We start from the raw sequence: 20,336 nt of genomic DNA, 5'->3' as shown, positions 1-20,336 counted from the left end.
TTTGTTATTTATCAATACCCCTACGAAGTAAAGCGTTGATTATTTTTTTTAAACAAATGCATATCCTCAGGATCCCAGCTAATATTTAGTTTGTCATCCAGATGAATTTTGGGTTGTCTTGGCTCACGTAGAAAGAAATTTTGGTCTAGGTGGCTAATTTTAAAAACAGTTTCACCACCAAAGTAATCGATTCCTTTGACAGTCACAGGTAGTCCTTTTTTTGAAAAATTAAGATGCTCTGGTCTAATTCCAAGATTAATAGAATTTTTACTAATTTCAATCTTCTTTTGGTTTTCCTTACTCAGAGTTGTTATATCGATTTTCTTAAGATTTAAGATATTCATTGGCGGAAGACCAATAAATTGCGCACTAAAAATACTGTTTGGGTAATTGTATATTTCTTCAGGCGCGCCTTTTTGAACAATTTGACCAGAGTTAAGAAGAATAATTTGATCAGCCATAGACATTGCCTCTACCTGATCGTGAGTTACATAGACTACTGTTAGTCCAAGCCTTTGCTGAAGATCGCGAATTTCATCACGCATTTCTGCGCGTAATTTGGAATCCAAGTTTGATAATGGCTCATCCATTAGGCAAACTGACTGATCAGAAACAATTGACCTTGCTAATGCAACACGTTGACGCTGGCCACCAGATAGGTTCGACGGCTTTCGATCTAATAAATCAGACAATCCAACTGCATTTGCTGCTTCAGCAACTCGTTTTTCACGTTCAGCTGCAGGCACTTTTCTTACTTTAAGACCAAATTGGATATTTTCTTTAACATTTAGGTGTGGGAAGAGTGCGTATGATTGAAACACCATAGAAACGCCTCTTTTTGATGCCTCTAGATTTGTAACATCTCGATTTTCAATTTTAATAGAGCCAGAAGTAACGCTTTCTAATCCTGATAACATTTTAAGAATTGTAGATTTTCCACAACCAGATGGCCCTAACAAAACTGTAAATGATTTTTCTGGAACAATAAAAGACACATTCTTAACAGCCTCTATTTCTCCCCAGCTTTTAGATAAGCCTTTAACTTCAATTGAACTCATAATTCATCCTTCTCACAAATAATTAATTCTGATTCAGAATCATTCAAAATCTGACATATTTCGTTGGGTGGTTTTTGATCACATATAACTTTAGATACATCTTGAATTTGGCCACCACGTACATGTGCAGAACGTCCGAATTTTTCGTGATCCAAAACTAAAAGGCTTTCACGTGAGTTATTAAGAATCACCCTTCTAATCTGAACTTCTTCGTCATCAAAGTCTAAAAGAACTCCATCCATATCAACACCACCAACACCAAATACACTAAAGTCTGTCATATATGAACTAAAAAAGCTCTCTACAGGACTTCCAAGCATATCAAAATCTCCACTACGAATACGTCCACCAGAGCAATTAACTTCAAAAGTAGAGTTTGCACTTGCGGTTTGAGCAATTATTAAGTTGTTTGTGTAGATTTTTAAATCTTTATGCCTTAAGAGTGCACGCATAACCATTTCAGGAGTGGTTCCAATTCCAAGAGATATTGAACTGCCATTTGGAATTAGTTTGGCAGCATGCTTTGCTATCGCTCTTTTAGCAACTCTGTTAAGAACTTGCCTTGTTCCATAAGCAAGATTACCTTCAGTCGATATTGACTCAATTCCGCCGTGCTTTCGTCTTGCTTGTCCATAATCACATAGTGCATTTATGTCCCTTCTCACTGTTTGAGTAGTTATATCAAAACGCTCAGCTAGACTCTCAACTGTAATAAATTCCTCTTGGCGAAGAAGATCTGAGATTTCAGCTTGTCGAGCAGTTAGATCCATTTTTACAACCTAAAAAGTTCATTTGAACTATAATTCTACCATAATACTAATGATTTGAATGTTATTTTTTATCAAGCGAAGATATTAAGCTAATAACCCCATAAATAGTGCTTAATTATGATAAAATGTTAACTTAATTGTTCATATGAACATATAATCATTACAAATATCAATATTTATTACATTATTGCTGCAGTATTAATATTGATAAGTTGAATGTAATTAAAAACTATTTAAGAATTAGGAGATCAAATGGATAACATTTCTACTATGTCTAAGCAGCAATTAAATGAGGTAAAAATCATTCTTACAGATATAGACGATACATTGACCACTGAAGGAAGACTAAAAAGCAATGCATATACCGCTCTAGAGAACTTATCAAATTCTGGCTTTATCGTTATCCCTGTTACGGGTCGATGTGCGGGTTGGTGTGACCACATTGCTAGGATGTGGCCAGTCAATGGCGTAGTTGGAGAAAATGGTGCTTTTTTCTTTAGTTATGATCACAAATCTAAAAAAATGCAGCAGACCTATTGTCAGACTCCAAAAGAACGAAAAGAGAATCATCTTGCTCTTCATGAAATTAAAAAAACTATCCTTAAAAATGTCTCTGGTTCAGCACTAGCATCCGATCAGGATTATCGGCACACAGATCTAGCTATTGACTTTGCTGAAGATGTTGCGACATTATCATCTAACAAGATTAAGGAAATCGTCACAATTGCTGAAAATGCTGGTGCAATTGCAAAGGTTAGCTCAATCCATGTAAATTGTTGGATTGGAAGCCATAATAAGTTATCTACAAGCCTTACAACACTTGAACAAGTATTCGGGGTAAGTAATTCAAACATACAAAATGAAGTTCTCTTTATTGGAGACTCACCAAATGACTCTATGATGTTTGATTACTTTAACAAATCAGTTGGCGTAGCTAATGTTATGGATTTTATTAAAGAATTGGATAAGCCGCCCAAATATATTACTTTAAACCACTCAGGTGAAGGGTTTGTTGAGCTTGCTAATTCTCTTTTAAGGAACTAGTTTTGTTTAAACTTTATTGTCCAAAATAAATGTCAAAAATAAACGATAAAATTTATGATGTATTTATAGCTGGTGGAGGTATAAACGGAGTTGGGGTAGCTCGAGATGCTGCTGGGCGCGGATACTCAGTATGCCTTTGTGAAATGAATGATTTTGCTTCTGGCACTTCATCATCCTCAACCAAACTAATTCATGGAGGTCTTCGTTATCTTGAGCATTATAAGTTTCGTCTAGTTCAGGAGTCTCTAAAGGAGCGTGAAATTTTATTAAATATGGCTCCCCATATAATTTGGCCAATGAGATTCATTCTTCCTCATACAAAAGGAATGCGGCCTAGATGGTTCTTAAGATTAGGATTAGCAATTTATGATCACCTAGGGTATCGAAAAATTTTACCGGGCACAAGTAATGTAAATTTTGCCAGTCAAAAAACAAATTCTCCACTTAAAGATACTTTTAAGTCTGGATTTGAGTATTCAGATTGTTGGGTAGATGACTCCAGATTGGTCATATTAAATGCTGTTGACGCTGCCTCAAAAGGAGCCTCATTAAGAAACTATACAAAGGTAACAAATGCAACTAGTTCAAATGGCCTGTGGACAATCTCAACAAAAAACTCTTTAAATGGTAAAGTAGAAATTGTTAAGGCAAAAGCTTTTGTTAATGCATCTGGACCCTGGGTTGATAAAGTTTTAAAAGAATCTTTTAAAGTTAAAGATTCAAAAAATGTTCGTCTTGTCAGAGGGAGTCATATTGTTGTAAACAAACTATATGAGGGTGACAAGTCATATATCTGCCAAAATAAAGATGGGCGCATTTTCTTTATAATTCCATATGAAGATAATTTCACATTGATTGGTACAACAGATATTGATCATGGTAAGTCAGCTGATCAAGTAAAAATAAGTGAGCAAGAAAAATCATACATCTGCGAGTCAGCAAGTAGTTATTTAAAACAAGAAATTACAACAAATGATATAGTCTGGAGTTATTCAGGGGTTAGACCACTCTATGATGATGGTGCAAGTAAAGCTCAAGAGGCAACTAGAGATTATGTTGTTTCAGCCAAGGAATATGACTACTCATTAATGATTAATATTTTTGGCGGAAAAATTACAACTTACCGTCGATTATCAGAAACAATTCTTGAACATATCGAGAGCTTCCTTGGTAAACGAGGCAAACCATGGACTGAAAATTCTCGCCTTCCTGGAGGAGAAATCAAAGTTGCAACTCTCTCTGAATTTGAAGCAAAGTTAAAAAATAAATATAGCTTCTTCACGAATGAACTTATAAGAAGACTTGCAAGGTCATATGGAGAAATTTCTTATGATATTTTTGGTGATGCTGACAGTTTAGATGCGTTAGGTGAAAATTTTGGAGGTGGATTATATGAAGCTGAAGTTCAATACTTAATTAACAATGAATGGGCTAGATCTTCAGATGATATTCTTTTTAGGCGCTCAAAGCTTGGATTAATACTTTCTGAGACAGAAATAGAAAACCTTAACTTATTTTTGAAAAAAAATAATACAAAATCCCAATCCTCAGAAAATATAGTACCTTCAGAAAATAAAGAGGTTCTTAAGGCATGAGCCTACTAATTGAACTATTAGGGTCAATTGCACTTCTGTTGTGGGGTCTACGAATGGTTCGAACTGGAGTAATGCGATCCTATGGTAACAACCTAAAGAGTTTAGCGCGTCGATCAGAAGGCAAAACCCTGCCCGCATTTACGTCGGGATTACTGGTTGCGGCTTTACTGCAAAGCAGCACAGCAGCCATTTTAATATCTGCCTCATTTGCAGGCCAGGGGCTCATCAGTGTTGGGTCTGCTTTTATAACAATGTTAGGAGCTGATGTTGGAACTTCAGTAGCGGTCCTTATTGCCTCTCAAAAATTTACGACTCTGGCCCCCTTGCTTTTAGCGATAGGCGTTTTTGGTTTTATTGCATCCAAAGTCAACAAATGGCAAAATGTTTTTAGGGCAATCAGTGGACTAGGATTAATTCTATTCGCTCTTTCATTAATTGCATCAACTGCAGGCGGCCTATCAGAACTAAAGCAATTTACTGCGCTGTTAAATATATTCGAGGATCAGCCCATATTCTTTATTCTTTTGGCATTGATTCTGACTTATCTTTCATACTCAAGTTTAGCCATTGTTTTGCTCTCTGTAAGCTTTCTAGCAACAGGTGTGATTGGAGTAAGTGAAGGGTTATACCTAGTATTAGGTGCAAATCTAGGAAGCGGGATGCTTCCTCTTATCTCAAACTGGAGAGGATCCATACAAGAGCTGACGCCAGTACTGGCAAATCTCATTGTAAGAGTAGTTTGTATTTTAGCTTTTTATCCATTTGTTGACTTCGTTGCTACATTTGGATTAAAGTTTGTTTCTATTGAGTTATTCCCCGCAATTTATCACCTGTCTTTAAATTTGATTGTGGCTATTGTAGGCGTTATATTTTCTAAAAATATTCTTATGCTTGCAACAAAAATGCTCTCTAATCTTCAGGAGAAAGAGCTTAGTCAGCCTAGTTTTTTAGAAGCAAATAATTTTGCAATGCCAGCAATTTCTCTTGCTAGTGCAAAACGTGAAGCGATTCATATGGCTGAGATTTCACAAAAAATGGTTGTCTCTTCACTCGCTGTTCTTCGAGATGATAATATCGCTTTACGCAGTGAAGTGATTAAAAATGAGGATACAGTAGATAACATATTTGATTCAATAAAACTCTATATAGCAAGGATCTTACAAGAAGAATTAACGCCTACAGAGACTCAAAAAGCTTTAAATATCCTTAACTTTACAACAAGCATGGAGCATATTGGCGACATTATTAATAACAGCTTGATGGATATTTCAGGTAAAAAAATTGATAAACATATACAGTTTTCAAAAGAAGGATTAAATGAGATTATCTCTATACATGAGGTTGTTTGTTCAAATTATGATCTAGCTATTAATACCTTTGTTTCTGATGATTGTGAGCTTGCAAGAGTACTTTATGAGAAGAAACAAGAGCTCCATAATCTTGAAAAACGCTCAGTCACTAAACATCTTCAGAGGATTGGAAAAGGCATTACTGATAGTTTAGAAACCAGCTCTATGCATATTGACGTAATCCGTGATTACAAGAAAGTAAATAGTCTTTTATCTTCTGTGGCTTATCCAATTTTAATTGCTTCAGGTGAGATTCTAGAGTCAGGGTGGAAGCAGAAAATATAGGCAGTAGCTTTAAAATAGAGCAGCTAAAAATGTCTAATAATTAAGAAATTAAACTAGACTACTTATTTAGAAAGAGTTCGACTCACTGCATCCTTCCAGCCTAATTGCTTTCTTTCTCTTTTAGCATCAGACATTTTTGAACTAAATTGTTTTTCAGTTTTCCATGATTCTGCAAACTCTTCAGTAGAAGGATAAAAACCTATCTGCATTCCAGCAAAATAAGCCGCTCCCAATGCAGTAGTTTCTAAATTTTTTGGACGCTCAACTGGTAAATTTATTAAATCTGCAAGCATCTGCATAGTCCAATTTGAAGCCGACATACCACCATCCACTCTAATAGTACTTAACATATCATGCCCCAAGTCATTAGAAATTGCATTCAAAAGGTCACAAGTTTGATAGCACACAGACTCTAGCGCGGCTTTTGTTATTTCTGCAGGCCCTGTATTTCTTGTAAGACCGAATAAAGCACCTCGGCAATCAGAGTCCCAATAAGGCGCACCAAGACCGACAAATGCAGGTACTAAATAAACATCTTCTCCTGGATCAGCATTCATAGCTAGAACATCTGATTGATCAGCTGCATCAATAAACTCAAGCTTATCACGGAGCCACTGGATGGCTGCCCCGGCAACAAAAATTGATCCTTCAAGAGCGTAACATGGCTTATTGTTAATTTGATATGCAATTGTTGTTAATAATTTATTATTTGACTGAACTGGAACCTCTCCAGTATTTATTAGAACAAAACAACCAGTCCCATAAGTAGACTTAACCATACCTGGTTTAAAGCAGGCTTGACCAACCAAGGCTGAGGGTTGATCGCCAATGAGGCTACAGATAGGAATTGAAGAGCCAAAAAAAGACTTATCGGCATCACCAAAATTGGAAGCGCTATCAAGTACCTTTGGTAACATTGATTTAGGGATATTAAAAAGTCTTAATAAATCATCATCCCACCGGCTTTCGTGAATATTGTACAAAAGAGTTCTAGATGCATTTGTAGCATCCGTTGAATGGACTTTTTTATTACTTAAGCGCCATAGTAAAAAACTGTCTATTGTTCCAAAAAGTAACTTGCCAGAATTAGCCTTATTTCTTGCATCATCTACATTGTCAAGAATCCAAGAGATTTTGGTTGCACAAAAGTATGGGTCAAGTACAAGTCCAGTTTTTTTAGTAACACTTTCCTCATGTCCAAGATCCCGAAGTTTTTGACACTCATCAGAGGTCCTCCTGTCTTGCCAAACGATTGCTTTATATACAGGCACCCCACTTTCCTTATCCCAAACAACAGTAGTTTCACGTTGATTTGTAATACCTATTGAAGCAATTTGGTTAGAATTAATTTTTGCCTTATTAATTGCAGTATTGCAGCTATCAAGCACTGAAGACCAAATTTCTTCTGGATCATGCTCTACCCAGCCTGAATGTGGAAAAAACTGAGTGAACTCTTTTTGGCCAATGGATACAATTTGATAATTTGAATCAAATAGAATTGCCCTTGATGAAGTAGTTCCTTGATCAATTGATAGAATATATTTATCTAACTTGGACATAATTAAAAACTCCTATTTCCAAATAATGGAACTTAGTTCTACTATTGTAAACTTATTCAAAATAGTATACATTATCTGCTAAAATTATATCAATAAATGCGCTGTTAATCATATACAACAGTTCATTTAATGTATGTATTTATTTATTATCATCCAGAAAAGTTATGACAAAAGAGAAACGGGGCGATGGAACAGTTGGTAAGGCATTAGATGTCCTTAATGAGGTTGCAGAAATTGGCACACCAGTTCGATTTTCAAGCCTTTTAAAAACCAGCAAGTACCCTAAGGCAACCCTATATAGGCTCCTTCAAACTCTCCTGAATCAAGATATGCTGAGCTACAATGATGAGGAGCAAACCTATAAGCTAGGACTAAAGTTGGTTCGTATGGCACACGCAGCCTGGCTTCAAAGCTCACTGGCGCCAATAGCACTTCCATTTATCGACGTGCTATCTGACAAAGTTAGTGAAACCGTTCACTTGGCACAGCTTGATAATGGTCAAGTTCTTTATGTTGACAAAAGAAACCCTAGCTCACCAATTGAGATGTACTCTCAAGCCGGCAAAGTTGGCCCTGCATACTGTACTGGAGTAGGAAAAGCAATGATGGCTTTTTTAGACGAGGATGAGCTAAGTAGAGTTATTTCTAAACAAGCATTCTTTAAATATACTGACTTTACAATCACCTCTGAAAAAGCGCTTCGCAAAGAACTAACTATAATAAAAAAACAAGGAATAGCCTTTGATAAACAGGAGCATGAAACAAAAATTATTTGTATCTCATCCCCTATTCTTTCTGCAAAGGGGAGAGTAATTGGCGGCCTATCAATCACCAGCTCAATTGACATACACAGCTTAGAGAGCCTTCAAGAATTCAAGCCTCAACTACTTAAGACCTCAGAACTAATTGGGAAAGAAGCTGGTGCATGGAATTTTCCTGAACAAAACAACTAATATAAGGACACCTTTGATATGGCATCATTAAAGATATCTAAAGCGACAAAGAAATACGATAAAGTGGAAGTTATTCATGGAATTGATTTAGAAATCGAGGATGGTGAATTTTGTGTTTTTGTTGGGCCATCAGGCTGTGGAAAATCAACATTACTCAGAATGATCTCTGGCCTTGAAGAAGTAACTACTGGTGAGATTCATATTGGTGACAAAGATGTCACTACCATGCATCCAGCGGACAGAGGCATTGCAATGGTTTTTCAATCTTATGCTTTATATCCGCATATGACGGTTAGAGAAAATATGGGCTTTGGCCTTAAAATGACAAAAGTTCCTACTGATGAAATTAACAAGAAAGTTAATGATGCTGCGAGTATTTTGCACCTTGAAGATTACATGGATAGAAAGCCTAAAACCCTGTCAGGTGGACAAAGACAAAGAGTTGCCATTGGAAGGTCAATTGTAAGGGGTCCAGAAGTATTTTTATTTGATGAGCCTTTATCAAATCTTGATGCGGAACTTAGGGTTGAAATGCGTGTTGAAATCTCTCGTCTTCATCGTGAACTAGGTACAACTATCATTTATGTTACCCATGACCAAGTAGAAGCAATGACGCTAGCCGATAAAATAGTCGTTCTAAAAGAGGGTTTAATTCAGCAAGTAGGCAAACCATTAGAGTTATATGAAGATCCGCAAAATATTTTTGTTGCAGGCTTTATTGGCTCACCAACAATCAATTTTTTAAAGGGAAGCATTGTTGATTCAAAGCTAACAATACCCAATCTTAAGTCCTCAAAAATCAAAGTAAGTAAAGCAGTTACCTCATCTAAGTCAGAGTTAATTGTAGGATTAAGGCCTCAGCAATTAAAGCTCACTAAGTCAGGAGATCTTGAGGTAGAATTCACTGAAGCTCTTGGAGACATTTCGTATGTTTACTTAAAAACATTGAGTGGTGAAAGAGTTGTTGTAGAGTCAAGAGAGGAAAAATTGCCCTTAACAGGATCAAAAGTTGGAATAGAAGCAAACACAACTTCAGCCCTATTTTTTGACCCTAAAACCGAACTTCGAGTCAAATAACCTTTTATTAAAGAGGTTCCCAGAAAACCCCAGAAGGAGGAAGACTAACTGAACTGACATTCGTTTCTTTCTCACTGTAGTTAAACCAAAATCGATGTTTATGTGTTTCACGAACTCTAACGCAATCAGGCAGATCCATTGTAGAAATATTTTGAGATAAACAAGCATCCCTAAATATTCTTGTTAACGCCTCCTGATTACCCCAGCCCGTTAAATATAGTCTATTTGTTTGTCCAATGACTGCTGGACGGCCATCCTCACATTCCTCAATAACATTATCACAATCTACTAAAGTTTCCATCCAGCGATTAAAACTACCTCCAGCTTTAATTGAAATACTGGCATTTGGCCTCAAAGACTCAACACTAGCAACGGTGCCAACAACGCCAGGAACTTCTGGTGGTAAATCTTTTGGAATAGACATATCTAATGTTTTTGAGCCAGATCTTGGACCTGAAATTAAAACGCCTTCAAAGGATTGAATTGCCGCCTTAAGATCTGTATCAAAATGCATTAATCCAGGAGCAAGTACAATTTTATATCCAGTTAAATCTTTTTGATTTGGAGGGAGTATATCAACTGATAAACCAAGGCTTCGAAGAACCTTATAGTATTCATAAACTAATTCAAAATAACTAAAGTCTTTACCTTGAGGCTGAATTTCCCATGCCCAACAGCTTTCATAATCAAAAATTATAGCAACCTTTGATTGAACTTGCTGAATACCATCAAATTCTTTTAACTCAGAATTAACTTGAGAAGCTTGAGTTAAACCGGGCGCGCTTTCACCATCAGGCCTTTGAAGTCCTGCGTGCATTTGTTCCTGAGCAAAAGGAGCCTGTCTCCAGCGAAAATAACTTACCACTTCTGCGCCATGAGCAATGGCCTCCCAAGACCAAAGCCTAACCGCTCCGGAAGCAGGCTCAGGGTTGTAAGGAGCCCAATTCACGGGTCCTGGTTGCTGCTCCATTACCCACCAACGGCCGCGTCCAACAGTCCTGTACAAGTCATGATGAAATGCTTGAAAGTCGGGATCTCCAAAACGCATAAATTTAAGCTTAAAGTCTTCATTTTGAGTTGATCGATCTTCTAAAAATCCCAAAGGATAACTATCCCAACTAGCAATATCTAAATCACTACCCACTTCATAATGATCAAAATCTGTAATTTTTCCCATATAGTTATGAATAAGTGGCATTTTTGTATGTTCGCGCATTATTAAAACTTGGGCGCGGTTAAACTTAACTACCTGCTCAGAACTAAACCTTCTGAAGTCTAATTCGTGAATTGGATTAGCATCAGTAACGGTTAAATTTGGCAATTCAATTTGCTCAAAACTATTGTATTCCATTGACCAGAAAACATTACTCCAAGACTCATTAAGATTTTTAATCGTCTTATATTTATTAGATAACCAAAGTTTAAATGAGCTTTTTGATGAATTACTAAAAGACAACGTAGTGTCGTGACAGCCATATTCATTATCTAGTTGCCATGCTTTAATATAAGGATTTTTTCCATATCGCTTTGCAACAAGCCTTGTAATCCTTGAAGACTCCTGGAGATAGCCTTGATGAGAAAAACAGTAATGCCTCCTTGAGCCAAATTTACGAGAACGTCCATCAGAATCAACTAGTAGCATATCCGGCCATTTATCTACAACCCACCTTGGAGGAGCTGCAGTTGGAGTACTCATAACCACATTCAATCCAGCATTTCCTAATACTTCAATAGCTTGGTCAAGCCATTTAAAATTTTGAGCACCCTCTTCAGGCTCTAATCGGCTCCAGGCAAATTCACCTATTCGAACCCAAGTTAAGCCTGACTCTATCATATCCTTAGCATCTTTTTCCCATTGAGTCTCTGACCAATGTTCTGGATAATAACAACTTCCTAGTTTTGGAATCATAGTATTTTCATAATTTAACTTGATATTCAGCTAAACCAGTTATCTCTGATTGAAAATAAAATACTTTACCAGCTAAAGGCTCAACTTTTAAATTTTCATTATTTAAATTCTGATAGGCCGAAGTAGTATAAATAGTATTTAATGATTCGCCGCCAAAAGCAGGACAAGTAACCTGAGAAACTGGAAAGTTAACTACTTGATCTAATTGACCATTAGAACTATATCTTGCCAGCCTAGAGGCTCCATACTGCGCATTCCATAGAAATCCCTCACTATCACATACTGAGCCATCGGGACGAAGACCTTGAGGCTCCAGATCAACAAAAATAACTGGTTCATGAGCGGGCCAGCCATTAGATTCATCTAATTTCTGCTTCCAAATTTTCTGTTTACGTGTATCTGCAAAATATCCAAACTTTTTATCTGGGGAAAAGCAAATGCTATTAGGGATTGTAATATTCTGGTGTAACTGTCTTAGCTCACCTTTATAGAAGCGATAAATAGATCCAGCATCTGCTTCCGCATTAAGTCCCATTGTACTGATCCAAAAACCGCCCCATGGATCAGCGCGCCCATCATTTGATCGGGTGTGAACCATATCAGCCTCTAAATCAACGATCACCTCTCTTTCATCAGTTGCTAAGGTAAGTTTAGTTAATGAGGATGCAGTCGCAACCATTAAATACTCCTCATCAATCCATCCTGCGGCCGAAACTGGCTCAGAAAATACCCAAGTTTTAAGTTTAGAGTTATTCCAGTTATGCATCTTAAAGGAATTTATATCAAACCAGAATAGAGACTTTAGTTTTGGATGCCATAATGGGCCTTCACCCAAATCAGACGAATCTAAGGGAAGATAGTCACTTATCATTATTGCGATTCATCATAAGACAAAACAATCGACTCAGCCTTCTTAGAAACTATGTTTGGGGATTCGCCAGCCTTGTATAACCCTGAGCCTATTCCAAAACCAGTAGCACCGGCTTTGATCCAAGATGAAAAGTTTGTTGGACCAACACCGCCAACCATGAAAAGAGGCATATCTGATGGCAAAACAGCCTTTAATGCGATTAAATTGTCTTCTCCAATAAGAGAGGCTGGAAAAAACTTCAAACCATCAGCTCCACAATGTATTGCAGAGAAGCACTCTGTTGGAGTTATAACTCCTGGATAACTCAATATATTTGCCTCTTTAGTTGCTTTAACAACACCAGGATTAAAATTAGGCGAAACAATAAAATTAACACCAATTTTAGCAAGGACTTCAACCTGCTTTATATCTGTTACTGTTCCAGCGCCAAATTGAATTGATCCTTCAAATTCATCACGAAGCAGCTCAATACTTTCAAAAGCACTGGGCGAATTAAGAGGCACTTCAACTTGGCTTATTCCGGCTTTAACAATAACATGAGCTATATCAAGAACCTCTTTTGGTTTAACACCTCGTAATATAGCAATTATATTTCTATTCATATTCTTACTCTTATTCAGAGTGCAACTCCATATAAGCAGAAGTCAGTCCTGATAATGTAGCAGCCTCAAGGCTGAAAGGAAGACTTTTACCACCAAGTATTTTTAATCCTTTTTGATAATTATTAGTTAGAAGCTCAGAGCCAATAAGGATGACATTTTTATCTTTCCAGTAATTTTTTGCCCCGTTGAGCTCAACTCCTAATAGTAATCCAGAAAGAGTTGCTCTTGCAGAGTTAGAATCTAAATCATTAACTATTGATTCAGATCGTAATGAAAAAAGATCCGAAGCAATTAGACCTGGATTGTCAAAACCCTTGATAACTCCATTATCAAAACTAACTTGATCCCACCCTTCTGACTCAATCGAGTGCTTAATTAAAGTGTTGTTAGAAATTACACCAAAAAGCTCACCCGTCATAAAAGTTCTAAATTTTTCTATTTGACCTGCCCTTACATTTACCCATTTTGTATGCGTACCAGGAAGGCAAACAATACCATCAAAGCTTGGATTTTCTTTAATAAATCCAGCAATTTGGGTTTCTTCACCCCTCATAATATCTGCAGGCTTATGCTGCATTACTCCCGGAACTAGGTTAACTTGTATCCGTAGATCCTTAGTACTGGCAACCGTAAGTTGAGTTTTATCTATAGGAACGCATGGAGTCTTTAAATACGGTGTTTCAACCCACCCTTGACGAGCACCAACCATTCCACAAGCCATAACAGATGTTACTTTTTCGCTATCAAGCCAGCTTTCAATAAGGCGCAATAATACTGGCTCAAACTCATTCTGCTGGAGATCTTTCATGCCTTCATTCGACTCACTATAAGCAAGAACTTCACCTTTTTCGTCAATAGCCCAAGCGCGCATATGGGTTGTCCCCCAATCTGCAGCAATCCATTTAGCTTTAATATCTCTCATTATTTTTTATCCTGTAACTACTACGCCGCCATCAATCACTAAAGCTTGGCCAGTCATCATTCGTGATGCATTCGAAGCTAAAAATAAAGTGGAGTCAATTAAATCGTTAGGCAATAAGTGTTCCTTAATGCATTGTTTATCCATGTGAATTGCTAAATCTTTTTCATTTGCCCACAGCTTTAGCTGTCTTTCAGTTAAAACCCAACCTGGGATTAGTGTGTTCACTCTAATGCCATCAGCGCCAAGCTCTCTCGCTAAACTTCTTGTTAGACCTGTAATTCCAGCTTTAGAAGTAACATAAGCAGGCAAGCCTGCATTGCCCATCATGTAAGAGTTTGATGAAAAATTAATAATACTGCCGCCACCTTGAGTTTTCATAAAAGGAGCCACAGCCTGTGCTGTAAAGAAATGAGGTCTTAGATTGATATTAATTGACTGATCCCATTCTTCTGTAGTCATGGCAGCAAGAGTGTGGCGTGTGTCATTAGCGGCATTATTTATAAGCACATTAATTCCACCATTAACCTTGCTAGCATCTGAAATTGCAGACTTTAAAGCATCAATATCAGTAATATCACATTTAATAAATAAGGGGTTATATTTATATTTTGAGGAAATTTCATCTAGAAATTCATCACAATCTGATCTCTGTACAAAGGCAACTTTAGCGCCTTGAGCTAAAAAGCCTTCTGTCAATGAAGCCCCTATTCCTGAGCCTCCTCCAGTTATAAAAACTGAAGCATCTTCTAAATCTTTAAAAATTGCGTAATTATTCATTAATGAGATTCTCGTGTTGGAAGGCGAGTATCTTTGCCTACTAGGAAGTCTAAGTCTGCACCTTTGTCAGCTTGCATGACATGTTCAATATAAAGTTTTGCGTATCCACGGGTGTAATTTACTTTTGGCTCTTTCCTTGCCTTAAGACGTTTATCAATTTCAGACTCTGCAACTAAAAGCTCAAGCACTCCATTTAATGCATCAAGCCGAATAAGGTCACCAGTTTCAACTATTGAAATAGGGCCACCTACATTTGCCTCAGGAGACACATGAAGTACTATAGTTCCAAAGGCAGTGCCTGACATTCGAGCATCTGAAATACGTATCATATCTCGAACACCTTGCTCAATTAATACCTTTGGTATTGGCATATTACCAACCTCAGGCATTCCTGGATAGCCCTTTGGCCCACACCCCTTTAAAACTAGAATAGAGTCTTTTGTTACTGGAAGGTCAGGTCTATCAATATTAGCCTTTAGATCTTCAATATCTTCAAATACATAAGCTAGACCTTCGTGCTTTAACAAATCTTCTGTTGCAGCAGCTGGTTTAATAATTGCTCCATTTGGAGCTAAATTCCCTCTCAAGACTTTTAAACCTGCAGCAGGCTTCAGTGGGTTATTTATTGGCCGAATGACGTCATCATTAAATGTTTCAGCACCTTTAAAGTAACTGGTTATGTCTTTATTTAAAATCGTATTAGCAGGTTTTATATGATTCTTAATTTGCTCCAATACTGCAGGAACTCCACCAGCGTAACAAAAATCTTCCATTAGATACTTACCTGAAGGCATACAATTAACAAGAAGTGGTATATCTGCCGCTTTCTCAAAGTCCTCCAAAGTAAGTTCAATTTCAGCTCTTCCCGCTAAAGCCAACAAGTGAATTACTGAATTCGTTGAACCGCCAACTGCGCTGTTCAGTGTAATCGCATTTTGAAAGCTCTCTTTTGTTAAAACTTTGGATAAGTTCAAACCCTCTTCCACCATTTCTACGATGCGTTTTCCTGTCATATGCGCAAGAGCCATTCTCCTCGCGTCAACCGCTGGAATAGCTGCATTCGTTGGCAAACTTAAGCCCATCCCTTCAACCAAGCTTGCCATTGTGGATGCAGTCCCCATTGTCATGCAAACCCCAGATGAGCGGCTCATTCCTGTCTCAGCAGACATAAAATCTTGTAAAGACATATCACCAGCTCTAACGTCTTCAGAAAAGCGCCAAACATCAGTTCCAGAACCAATATCTTGGCCTTTATATTTACCATTAAGCATTGGGCCAGAAGAAACAACAATTGTCGGCAAATCGACACTTGCTGCCCCCATTAATTGTCCTGGGGTAGTTTTATCACAGCCGCCTAGTAAAACAACGCCATCAATTCCATAAGCGCGAATACTTTCCTCAACATCCATAGACAAAAGATTTCGAAAAAGCATTGCGGTTGGTTTCATTTGGGTTTCACCTAATGACATTACAGGGAACTCAAGTGGCAGACCTCCTGCCTCCCAAACACCCCTCTTAACGCCTTCAGCTAAAGTTCTTAAACCTGTATTACATGGGGTTAACTCAGACCAAGTATTGCATATACCAATTATTGGGCGTCCATCGAAAACATGGTCTGGGAATCCTTGGCTTTTCATCCAGCTTCGATGGATAAAACCATCTTTATCCATTTTTCCATACCAATTCGATGATCGACGCTTGTTAGTTTTACTCATGCAGCTTTATCCCCTTCTATTACCATCATGCTAGCTGGAAAAGCTTTAGGTAACTGCAGTCCATGGTTCATTAAAAATTGCCCACTAAGCTTCAATGTTTTTTGCAAAAGACCACCATTTGATTTACCAAGAGAGTTGATATGATTTTTGTTGTATAACGAGATATTATACATTGCCATTGAGTCTAGCCCAGATAGGACCAATGGAACTGGTGAGCTAAATTCTGATAAGGCATTTTGGCCAGCGAAAACAACAAAGTGATTCTCACTTGAATTAATTTGAATTTCAGCAGTTACGCTTTTATCGTCACATGGTAATCGTAAAATATTTGCATCTTTCATCCATTGACGATTCTCCTTCCACCAGTTAGTAACGGCTTTTAGTAGTGCTTTATCTGAAGGTGAGAGTTCACGCGGATCCATCTCAAATCCCATATGCCTTTGAGCTGCAACCCATGCTCTAAATGCTAGTGGAAGTTCACGCCCAGAAGTGTGACAAACCTTTGGCCCAACATGACTGCCCGTTATCGAAGTAGGCAGCCATAAAATTGCCTCATGCTGAATACGTAACCTTTCAATTGCATCATTACTATCAGACAACCAAACCCTTTGTGTATTTTCTAAAATGCCATAATCTATTCGTCCACCTCCTGATGAGCAGGATTCAATCTCAACTTTTGGATACGCCAATCTAATTCGCTTTAGAAGAACATACAGGCTTTTTGTTTGCGAAGCATCGGGATAAGGTAGAACTCGATTATGGTCCCACTTAATATACTCAATTGGGTACTCAGTTAACAATGCCGAAATTTTCTTAAAAAGGTAATCTTCAACATCTTTTATGGCAATATTAAGAACCAACTGATCTCGTCCAAGAGTTTGATTTTTGTGGCCCATTATCCATTCAGGGTGCTGTCGATAAAGATCACTATTAGGGCTAACCATCTCAGGCTCAAACCACAAACCAAAAGACATTTTAAGAGAGTGGATATGGCTAATTAATGGTTGCAATCCTTTAGGATATTTATTCTTGTCTACATCCCAGTCACCAAGACTAGATTTAGCACTATCACGTCCTTTAAACCAGCCGTCATCTAGTACAAACCTTTCAGCACCAATTTCAGAAGCAAGGCTAGCTATTTCTTTTAATTGGTCAATATTATGATCAAAATATATAGCCTCCCAGCAATTGTAATGAACAGGCCTAACATTGTCTTTAGGTGCCTTAATAATTGAATTAGCTACATGAGATCGAAATGATTTACCAATCCCACTAATTCCGTTACTAGAATGGCTAATATATAGCCTTGCTGTTTCGAAGCTGTTTCCCGAAATTAAATCACTATTTTCAGTATTGCCAAATTGAACTTGCCTGCGACCATCTTGAAGTTGCTCTGCAATCATACGATGACCTCCAGACCAGCCATAGTGAAAACCATAGCAAGATCCTGAATTCTCTGAGCTTTCAATGGTTGGAATAAGAAGGGCAGGGAAATTTGCATGACTTGTTGTTCCAGACCTTGACTCACGCAGATGAGTACCAGTTACCCATGGAGTTATTTGGCTTCTGAATTCACCACCCCATTGACCTCCATAGTCAATCATTTCATTGCTGTTTTGAGGCGCTAGAATTACTGGAGCAGAAAACCAGTCCATAAATATTGGCTTTTTGCTGTCAATTTTTGCACTAAGACTAAACGTATTATTTTCTTCAAAGGAAATAATTGTCAATGTATAAGTTTGTTCTATGGCTTTGTCCAAAAAAACTAAGGACAATGAGTTGTCTTTTGCTTCGTCTTTTAAAAAAACAAAGTTACTAGAAAGAATCATTCCATCAAGGCCTCTCATTTTGCAGCCAAGTTGTCCTGGAAAATTTGCAGACTGCTCTGGTAAGACAGATAACTCTGGAACTTTATCCAGTAAGTTATCCCCCCAATCTTTAGACACTGCAGTAGACAAGGAGCTAAGATTTTCATTGTCAGGTAAACGACTGCCCCAATATATAACGCATGGAAGCCTATTATTCAAAGATGATAAAACCAAAGTTTGATCAAAAGTATCAAGGCGCCATTGATTCATTACTTCACCGCTCCAAGAGTTAATCCTGCAATAAAGTGCTTCTGCATTAGGAAAAACATTAAGACAGGAGGAAGTGCTGCAATTATTGAGCCTGCAGAAACCAAGTGCTGATTCGCAATCCACTGCCCGTTAAGCGAATTTAAACCTGCTGTAATTGGCATTGAATCTGCCCCTTGTGTCAAAACGAGAGCCCAAAAATAATCATTCCATATGAAAGTAAAGATTAGTACTGACAATGCAGCCATTGCCGGTCGCATTAATGGGACTACTACGTACCAGAAAATTTTAAACTCAGAAACTCCTTCAACTCTTGCCGCTTCGATTAACTCAAATGGGAGAGCACGGATAAAGTTTCGCATAAAGAAGGTGCAAAAGCCAGTTTGAAATGCTATATGAAAAGCAACAAGGCCCCATACAGAGTTATATAGACCAAGCGAGAGAGAGAGATCTCTTACTGGAACCATTAATATTTGATAGGGAATAAAGTTGCCAGCAACAAAAAGGAAAAATACAAGTAAATTAAGTTTAAACCTATAGACGCCTAATGCAAAGCCTGTGAGACTTGATAGAACAATTGCACCAATAACAGTTGGAATAGTAATTTTAAAGCTATTTAAAATGTAATAGCCTAAAGGGGAGTCAGTAAAGACAGCAGTGTAGTTTTCAAAAAAATTAATTGAGGTTGGCATGCCCCAATAATTACCAGAATTTATATCAACTCCTGAGCGAATAGAGGTCAAGGCTACTGCCAAAAGAGGGAGAAGCCAAATAATTATAGAAATAGGCAGCGCTATCTTATAGAGTCGCTGAGTAGATGGCTTAGTTCTTTCAATTGGAGTTGGAAACATAATTAATAACCTTTTTCATCTCGATACAATCTATACAGAATCAGTCCAATATAAACCATCATAATAGCAAGAAGAACTACTGCTATAGCTGCAGAATAGCCCATACGAAAGCCATACTCTGAAAATGCTTTTTCATACATATAATAAGCAAGGACGCGACTAGATCCCCAAGGGCCACCAGCGGTCATAATAGAAATTAAATCAAATGATCTTAGAGCGCCAATCACCGTAACAACAACAGCAATAAAAGTTGCAGGTTTTAACTGAGGGAGTATTACATACCACAACATTTTCCAGCCTCTTGCATTATCTATTCGGCCTGCTTCAATTTGTTCTGGATCAACAGAATTAAGTCCTGTTAAATATAAAATCATACAATAAGCAGTTTGAGGCCATAAGCCCGCGGCAATTATTCCATATGTTGCATAGTCTTCCTCTGCCAAGATAGCAACAGGATTAAATCCAAAGCCCTCCAAGACAACATTTAAAAGTCCATTTGAAGGGTCATAGAACCAACTAAAAACAAGCCCAACAACAACCTGTGAAATAACAAAGGGGAAAAAGAATAGTGATTTGTATATTCTTATGCCTCTTACTGTCTGATTAAGAAATAATGCGGCAAAAAGACCAGCTGGAATTGCTAGTATATAAAGGACAAGCCAAATAACATTATTCTTTAATGAGATAAAAAAATATTCATCGTCTAATAACTCTATATAGTTTTCAACACCTATATAGGTTTTTTCACCAAGCCCGTCCCACTGATAAAAACTTAAGCCTATTGATTGAAAAATTGGAAAAATAACATAAAGGGAAAACATGAAGATACCAGGAGCCAAAAAAATCCAAGGCGACAACTTCAATTGATTGTTTTTCCAGAAAGAATACATACATATTCCGAGTTTTATTGATTAAAAATAAAGT

The 20,336-nt window shown here is 37.5% G+C and carries 17 protein-coding genes; 5 read left to right on the top strand and 12 right to left on the bottom strand.

Annotated features, from left to right (window positions below):
• Positions 1-20: 20 nt before the first annotated feature.
• On the bottom strand, positions 21-1,058 hold the full coding sequence (locus ABXT49_RS04010) for an ABC transporter ATP-binding protein (RefSeq protein ID WP_416653418.1): 1,038 nt from the start codon (positions 1,056-1,058) through the stop codon (positions 21-23).
• Positions 1,055-1,828 carry a DeoR/GlpR family DNA-binding transcription regulator gene (locus tag ABXT49_RS04005; RefSeq protein ID WP_416653416.1) on the bottom strand — a complete coding sequence of 258 codons (774 nt, stop codon included), beginning with the start codon at positions 1,826-1,828 and terminating at the stop codon, positions 1,055-1,057. Before ABXT49_RS04005 ends, ABXT49_RS04010 begins: the two co-directional genes overlap by 4 nt.
• A gap of 252 nt (positions 1,829-2,080) precedes the next feature.
• On the opposite strand from ABXT49_RS04005, the gene ABXT49_RS04000 reads away from it, so the two are divergent.
• The 3 genes from ABXT49_RS04000 to ABXT49_RS03990 are packed head-to-tail and all read left to right on the top strand — an operon-like array spanning position 2,081 to position 6,101.
• Positions 2,081-2,872, top strand: a complete 792-nt coding sequence (locus ABXT49_RS04000) for an HAD-IIB family hydrolase (protein ID WP_416653415.1) — start codon at positions 2,081-2,083, stop codon at positions 2,870-2,872.
• A gap of 29 nt (positions 2,873-2,901) precedes the next feature.
• Positions 2,902-4,467 (top strand): glycerol-3-phosphate dehydrogenase, encoded by a 1,566-nt coding sequence (glpD, locus tag ABXT49_RS03995; protein ID WP_416653413.1) that lies wholly within the window; start codon positions 2,902-2,904, stop codon positions 4,465-4,467.
• Complete coding sequence (locus ABXT49_RS03990) at positions 4,464-6,101, top strand: Na/Pi cotransporter family protein (protein ID WP_416653093.1); 1,638 nt, start codon at positions 4,464-4,466, stop codon at positions 6,099-6,101. Before glpD ends, ABXT49_RS03990 begins: the two co-directional genes overlap by 4 nt.
• 62 nt (positions 6,102-6,163) lie before the next feature.
• Here ABXT49_RS03990 and glpK read toward each other — a convergent pair whose 3' ends face one another.
• Positions 6,164-7,660, bottom strand: coding sequence for a glycerol kinase GlpK (gene glpK / locus ABXT49_RS03985; RefSeq protein WP_416653412.1), 1,497 nt, complete (start codon positions 7,658-7,660; stop codon positions 6,164-6,166).
• A 164-nt stretch (positions 7,661-7,824) separates the two neighbouring features.
• On the opposite strand from glpK, the gene ABXT49_RS03980 reads away from it, so the two are divergent.
• Positions 7,825-8,613 carry an IclR family transcriptional regulator gene (locus tag ABXT49_RS03980; protein WP_416653410.1) on the top strand — a complete coding sequence of 263 codons (789 nt, stop codon included), beginning with the start codon at positions 7,825-7,827 and terminating at the stop codon, positions 8,611-8,613.
• A gap of 18 nt (positions 8,614-8,631) precedes the next feature.
• Positions 8,632-9,690, top strand: coding sequence for an ABC transporter ATP-binding protein (locus ABXT49_RS03975; protein ID WP_416653409.1), 1,059 nt, complete (start codon positions 8,632-8,634; stop codon positions 9,688-9,690).
• 7 nt (positions 9,691-9,697) lie between these two features.
• On the opposite strand, the gene ABXT49_RS03970 is transcribed toward ABXT49_RS03975, so the two are convergent.
• The 9 genes from ABXT49_RS03970 to ABXT49_RS03930 are packed head-to-tail and all read right to left on the bottom strand — an operon-like array spanning position 9,698 to position 20,302.
• Positions 9,698-11,599, bottom strand: a complete 1,902-nt coding sequence (locus ABXT49_RS03970) for a beta-galactosidase (RefSeq protein WP_416653407.1) — start codon at positions 11,597-11,599, stop codon at positions 9,698-9,700.
• 7 nt (positions 11,600-11,606) lie between these two features.
• A complete protein-coding gene (locus tag ABXT49_RS03965) occupies positions 11,607-12,470 on the bottom strand; it encodes an SMP-30/gluconolactonase/LRE family protein (protein WP_416653405.1) in 864 nt (287 codons plus the stop codon).
• Positions 12,470-13,072 (bottom strand): 2-dehydro-3-deoxy-6-phosphogalactonate aldolase, encoded by a 603-nt coding sequence (locus ABXT49_RS03960; protein WP_416653404.1) that lies wholly within the window; start codon positions 13,070-13,072, stop codon positions 12,470-12,472. Before ABXT49_RS03960 ends, ABXT49_RS03965 begins: the two co-directional genes overlap by 1 nt.
• Positions 13,073-13,082: 10 nt before the next feature.
• On the bottom strand, positions 13,083-13,994 hold the full coding sequence (locus ABXT49_RS03955; RefSeq protein ID WP_416653402.1) for a 2-dehydro-3-deoxygalactonokinase: 912 nt from the start codon (positions 13,992-13,994) through the stop codon (positions 13,083-13,085).
• Between the two features lie 6 nt (positions 13,995-14,000).
• Positions 14,001-14,771, bottom strand: a complete 771-nt coding sequence (locus tag ABXT49_RS03950; RefSeq protein WP_416653399.1) for an SDR family NAD(P)-dependent oxidoreductase — start codon at positions 14,769-14,771, stop codon at positions 14,001-14,003.
• Positions 14,771-16,486: an IlvD/Edd family dehydratase gene (locus ABXT49_RS03945; RefSeq protein WP_416653397.1), complete on the bottom strand. Its 1,716-nt coding sequence runs from the start codon at positions 16,484-16,486 to the stop codon at positions 14,771-14,773. The genes ABXT49_RS03950 and ABXT49_RS03945 overlap by 1 nt, the downstream gene beginning before the upstream one ends.
• On the bottom strand, positions 16,483-18,564 hold the full coding sequence (locus ABXT49_RS03940; protein ID WP_416653396.1) for an alpha-galactosidase: 2,082 nt from the start codon (positions 18,562-18,564) through the stop codon (positions 16,483-16,485). Before ABXT49_RS03940 ends, ABXT49_RS03945 begins: the two co-directional genes overlap by 4 nt.
• Positions 18,564-19,412, bottom strand: coding sequence for a carbohydrate ABC transporter permease (locus tag ABXT49_RS03935; RefSeq protein ID WP_271556521.1), 849 nt, complete (start codon positions 19,410-19,412; stop codon positions 18,564-18,566). The genes ABXT49_RS03940 and ABXT49_RS03935 overlap by 1 nt, the downstream gene beginning before the upstream one ends.
• 2 nt (positions 19,413-19,414) lie before the next feature.
• Positions 19,415-20,302 (bottom strand): carbohydrate ABC transporter permease, encoded by an 888-nt coding sequence (locus ABXT49_RS03930; RefSeq protein ID WP_271540846.1) that lies wholly within the window; start codon positions 20,300-20,302, stop codon positions 19,415-19,417.
• Positions 20,303-20,336 lie beyond the last annotated feature (34 nt).

This window comes from Candidatus Pseudothioglobus sp. Uisw_086, assembly GCF_048085745.1.
GTDB lineage: Bacteria > Pseudomonadota > Gammaproteobacteria > PS1 > Pseudothioglobaceae > Pseudothioglobus.
Note: the sequence above shows the minus strand (reverse complement) of the source record. Positions and strands in the feature narration are given on the sequence as shown.

Bases quoted from the DNA above. Each gene is read 5' to 3' on its own strand.
- ABXT49_RS04010 (WP_416653418.1), bottom strand. From the start codon at position 1,058: ATGAGTTCAATTGAAGTTAAAGGCTTATCTAAAAGCTGGGGAGAAATA.
- ABXT49_RS04005 (WP_416653416.1), bottom strand. From the start codon at position 1,828: ATGGATCTAACTGCTCGACAAGCTGAAATCTCAGATCTTCTTCGCCAA.
- ABXT49_RS04000 (WP_416653415.1), top strand. From the start codon at position 2,081: ATGGATAACATTTCTACTATGTCTAAGCAGCAATTAAATGAGGTAAAA.
- glpD (WP_416653413.1), top strand. From the start codon at position 2,902: ATGTCAAAAATAAACGATAAAATTTATGATGTATTTATAGCTGGTGGA.
- ABXT49_RS03990 (WP_416653093.1), top strand. From the start codon at position 4,464: ATGAGCCTACTAATTGAACTATTAGGGTCAATTGCACTTCTGTTGTGG.
- glpK (WP_416653412.1), bottom strand. From the start codon at position 7,660: ATGTCCAAGTTAGATAAATATATTCTATCAATTGATCAAGGAACTACT.
- ABXT49_RS03980 (WP_416653410.1), top strand. From the start codon at position 7,825: ATGACAAAAGAGAAACGGGGCGATGGAACAGTTGGTAAGGCATTAGAT.
- ABXT49_RS03975 (WP_416653409.1), top strand. From the start codon at position 8,632: ATGGCATCATTAAAGATATCTAAAGCGACAAAGAAATACGATAAAGTG.
- ABXT49_RS03970 (WP_416653407.1), bottom strand. From the start codon at position 11,599: ATGATTCCAAAACTAGGAAGTTGTTATTATCCAGAACATTGGTCAGAG.
- ABXT49_RS03965 (WP_416653405.1), bottom strand. From the start codon at position 12,470: ATGATAAGTGACTATCTTCCCTTAGATTCGTCTGATTTGGGTGAAGGC.
- ABXT49_RS03960 (WP_416653404.1), bottom strand. From the start codon at position 13,072: ATGAATAGAAATATAATTGCTATATTACGAGGTGTTAAACCAAAAGAG.
- ABXT49_RS03955 (WP_416653402.1), bottom strand. From the start codon at position 13,994: ATGAGAGATATTAAAGCTAAATGGATTGCTGCAGATTGGGGGACAACC.
- ABXT49_RS03950 (WP_416653399.1), bottom strand. From the start codon at position 14,771: ATGAATAATTACGCAATTTTTAAAGATTTAGAAGATGCTTCAGTTTTT.
- ABXT49_RS03945 (WP_416653397.1), bottom strand. From the start codon at position 16,486: ATGAGTAAAACTAACAAGCGTCGATCATCGAATTGGTATGGAAAAATG.
- ABXT49_RS03940 (WP_416653396.1), bottom strand. From the start codon at position 18,564: ATGAATCAATGGCGCCTTGATACTTTTGATCAAACTTTGGTTTTATCA.
- ABXT49_RS03935 (WP_271556521.1), bottom strand. From the start codon at position 19,412: ATGTTTCCAACTCCAATTGAAAGAACTAAGCCATCTACTCAGCGACTC.
- ABXT49_RS03930 (WP_271540846.1), bottom strand. From the start codon at position 20,302: ATGTATTCTTTCTGGAAAAACAATCAATTGAAGTTGTCGCCTTGGATT.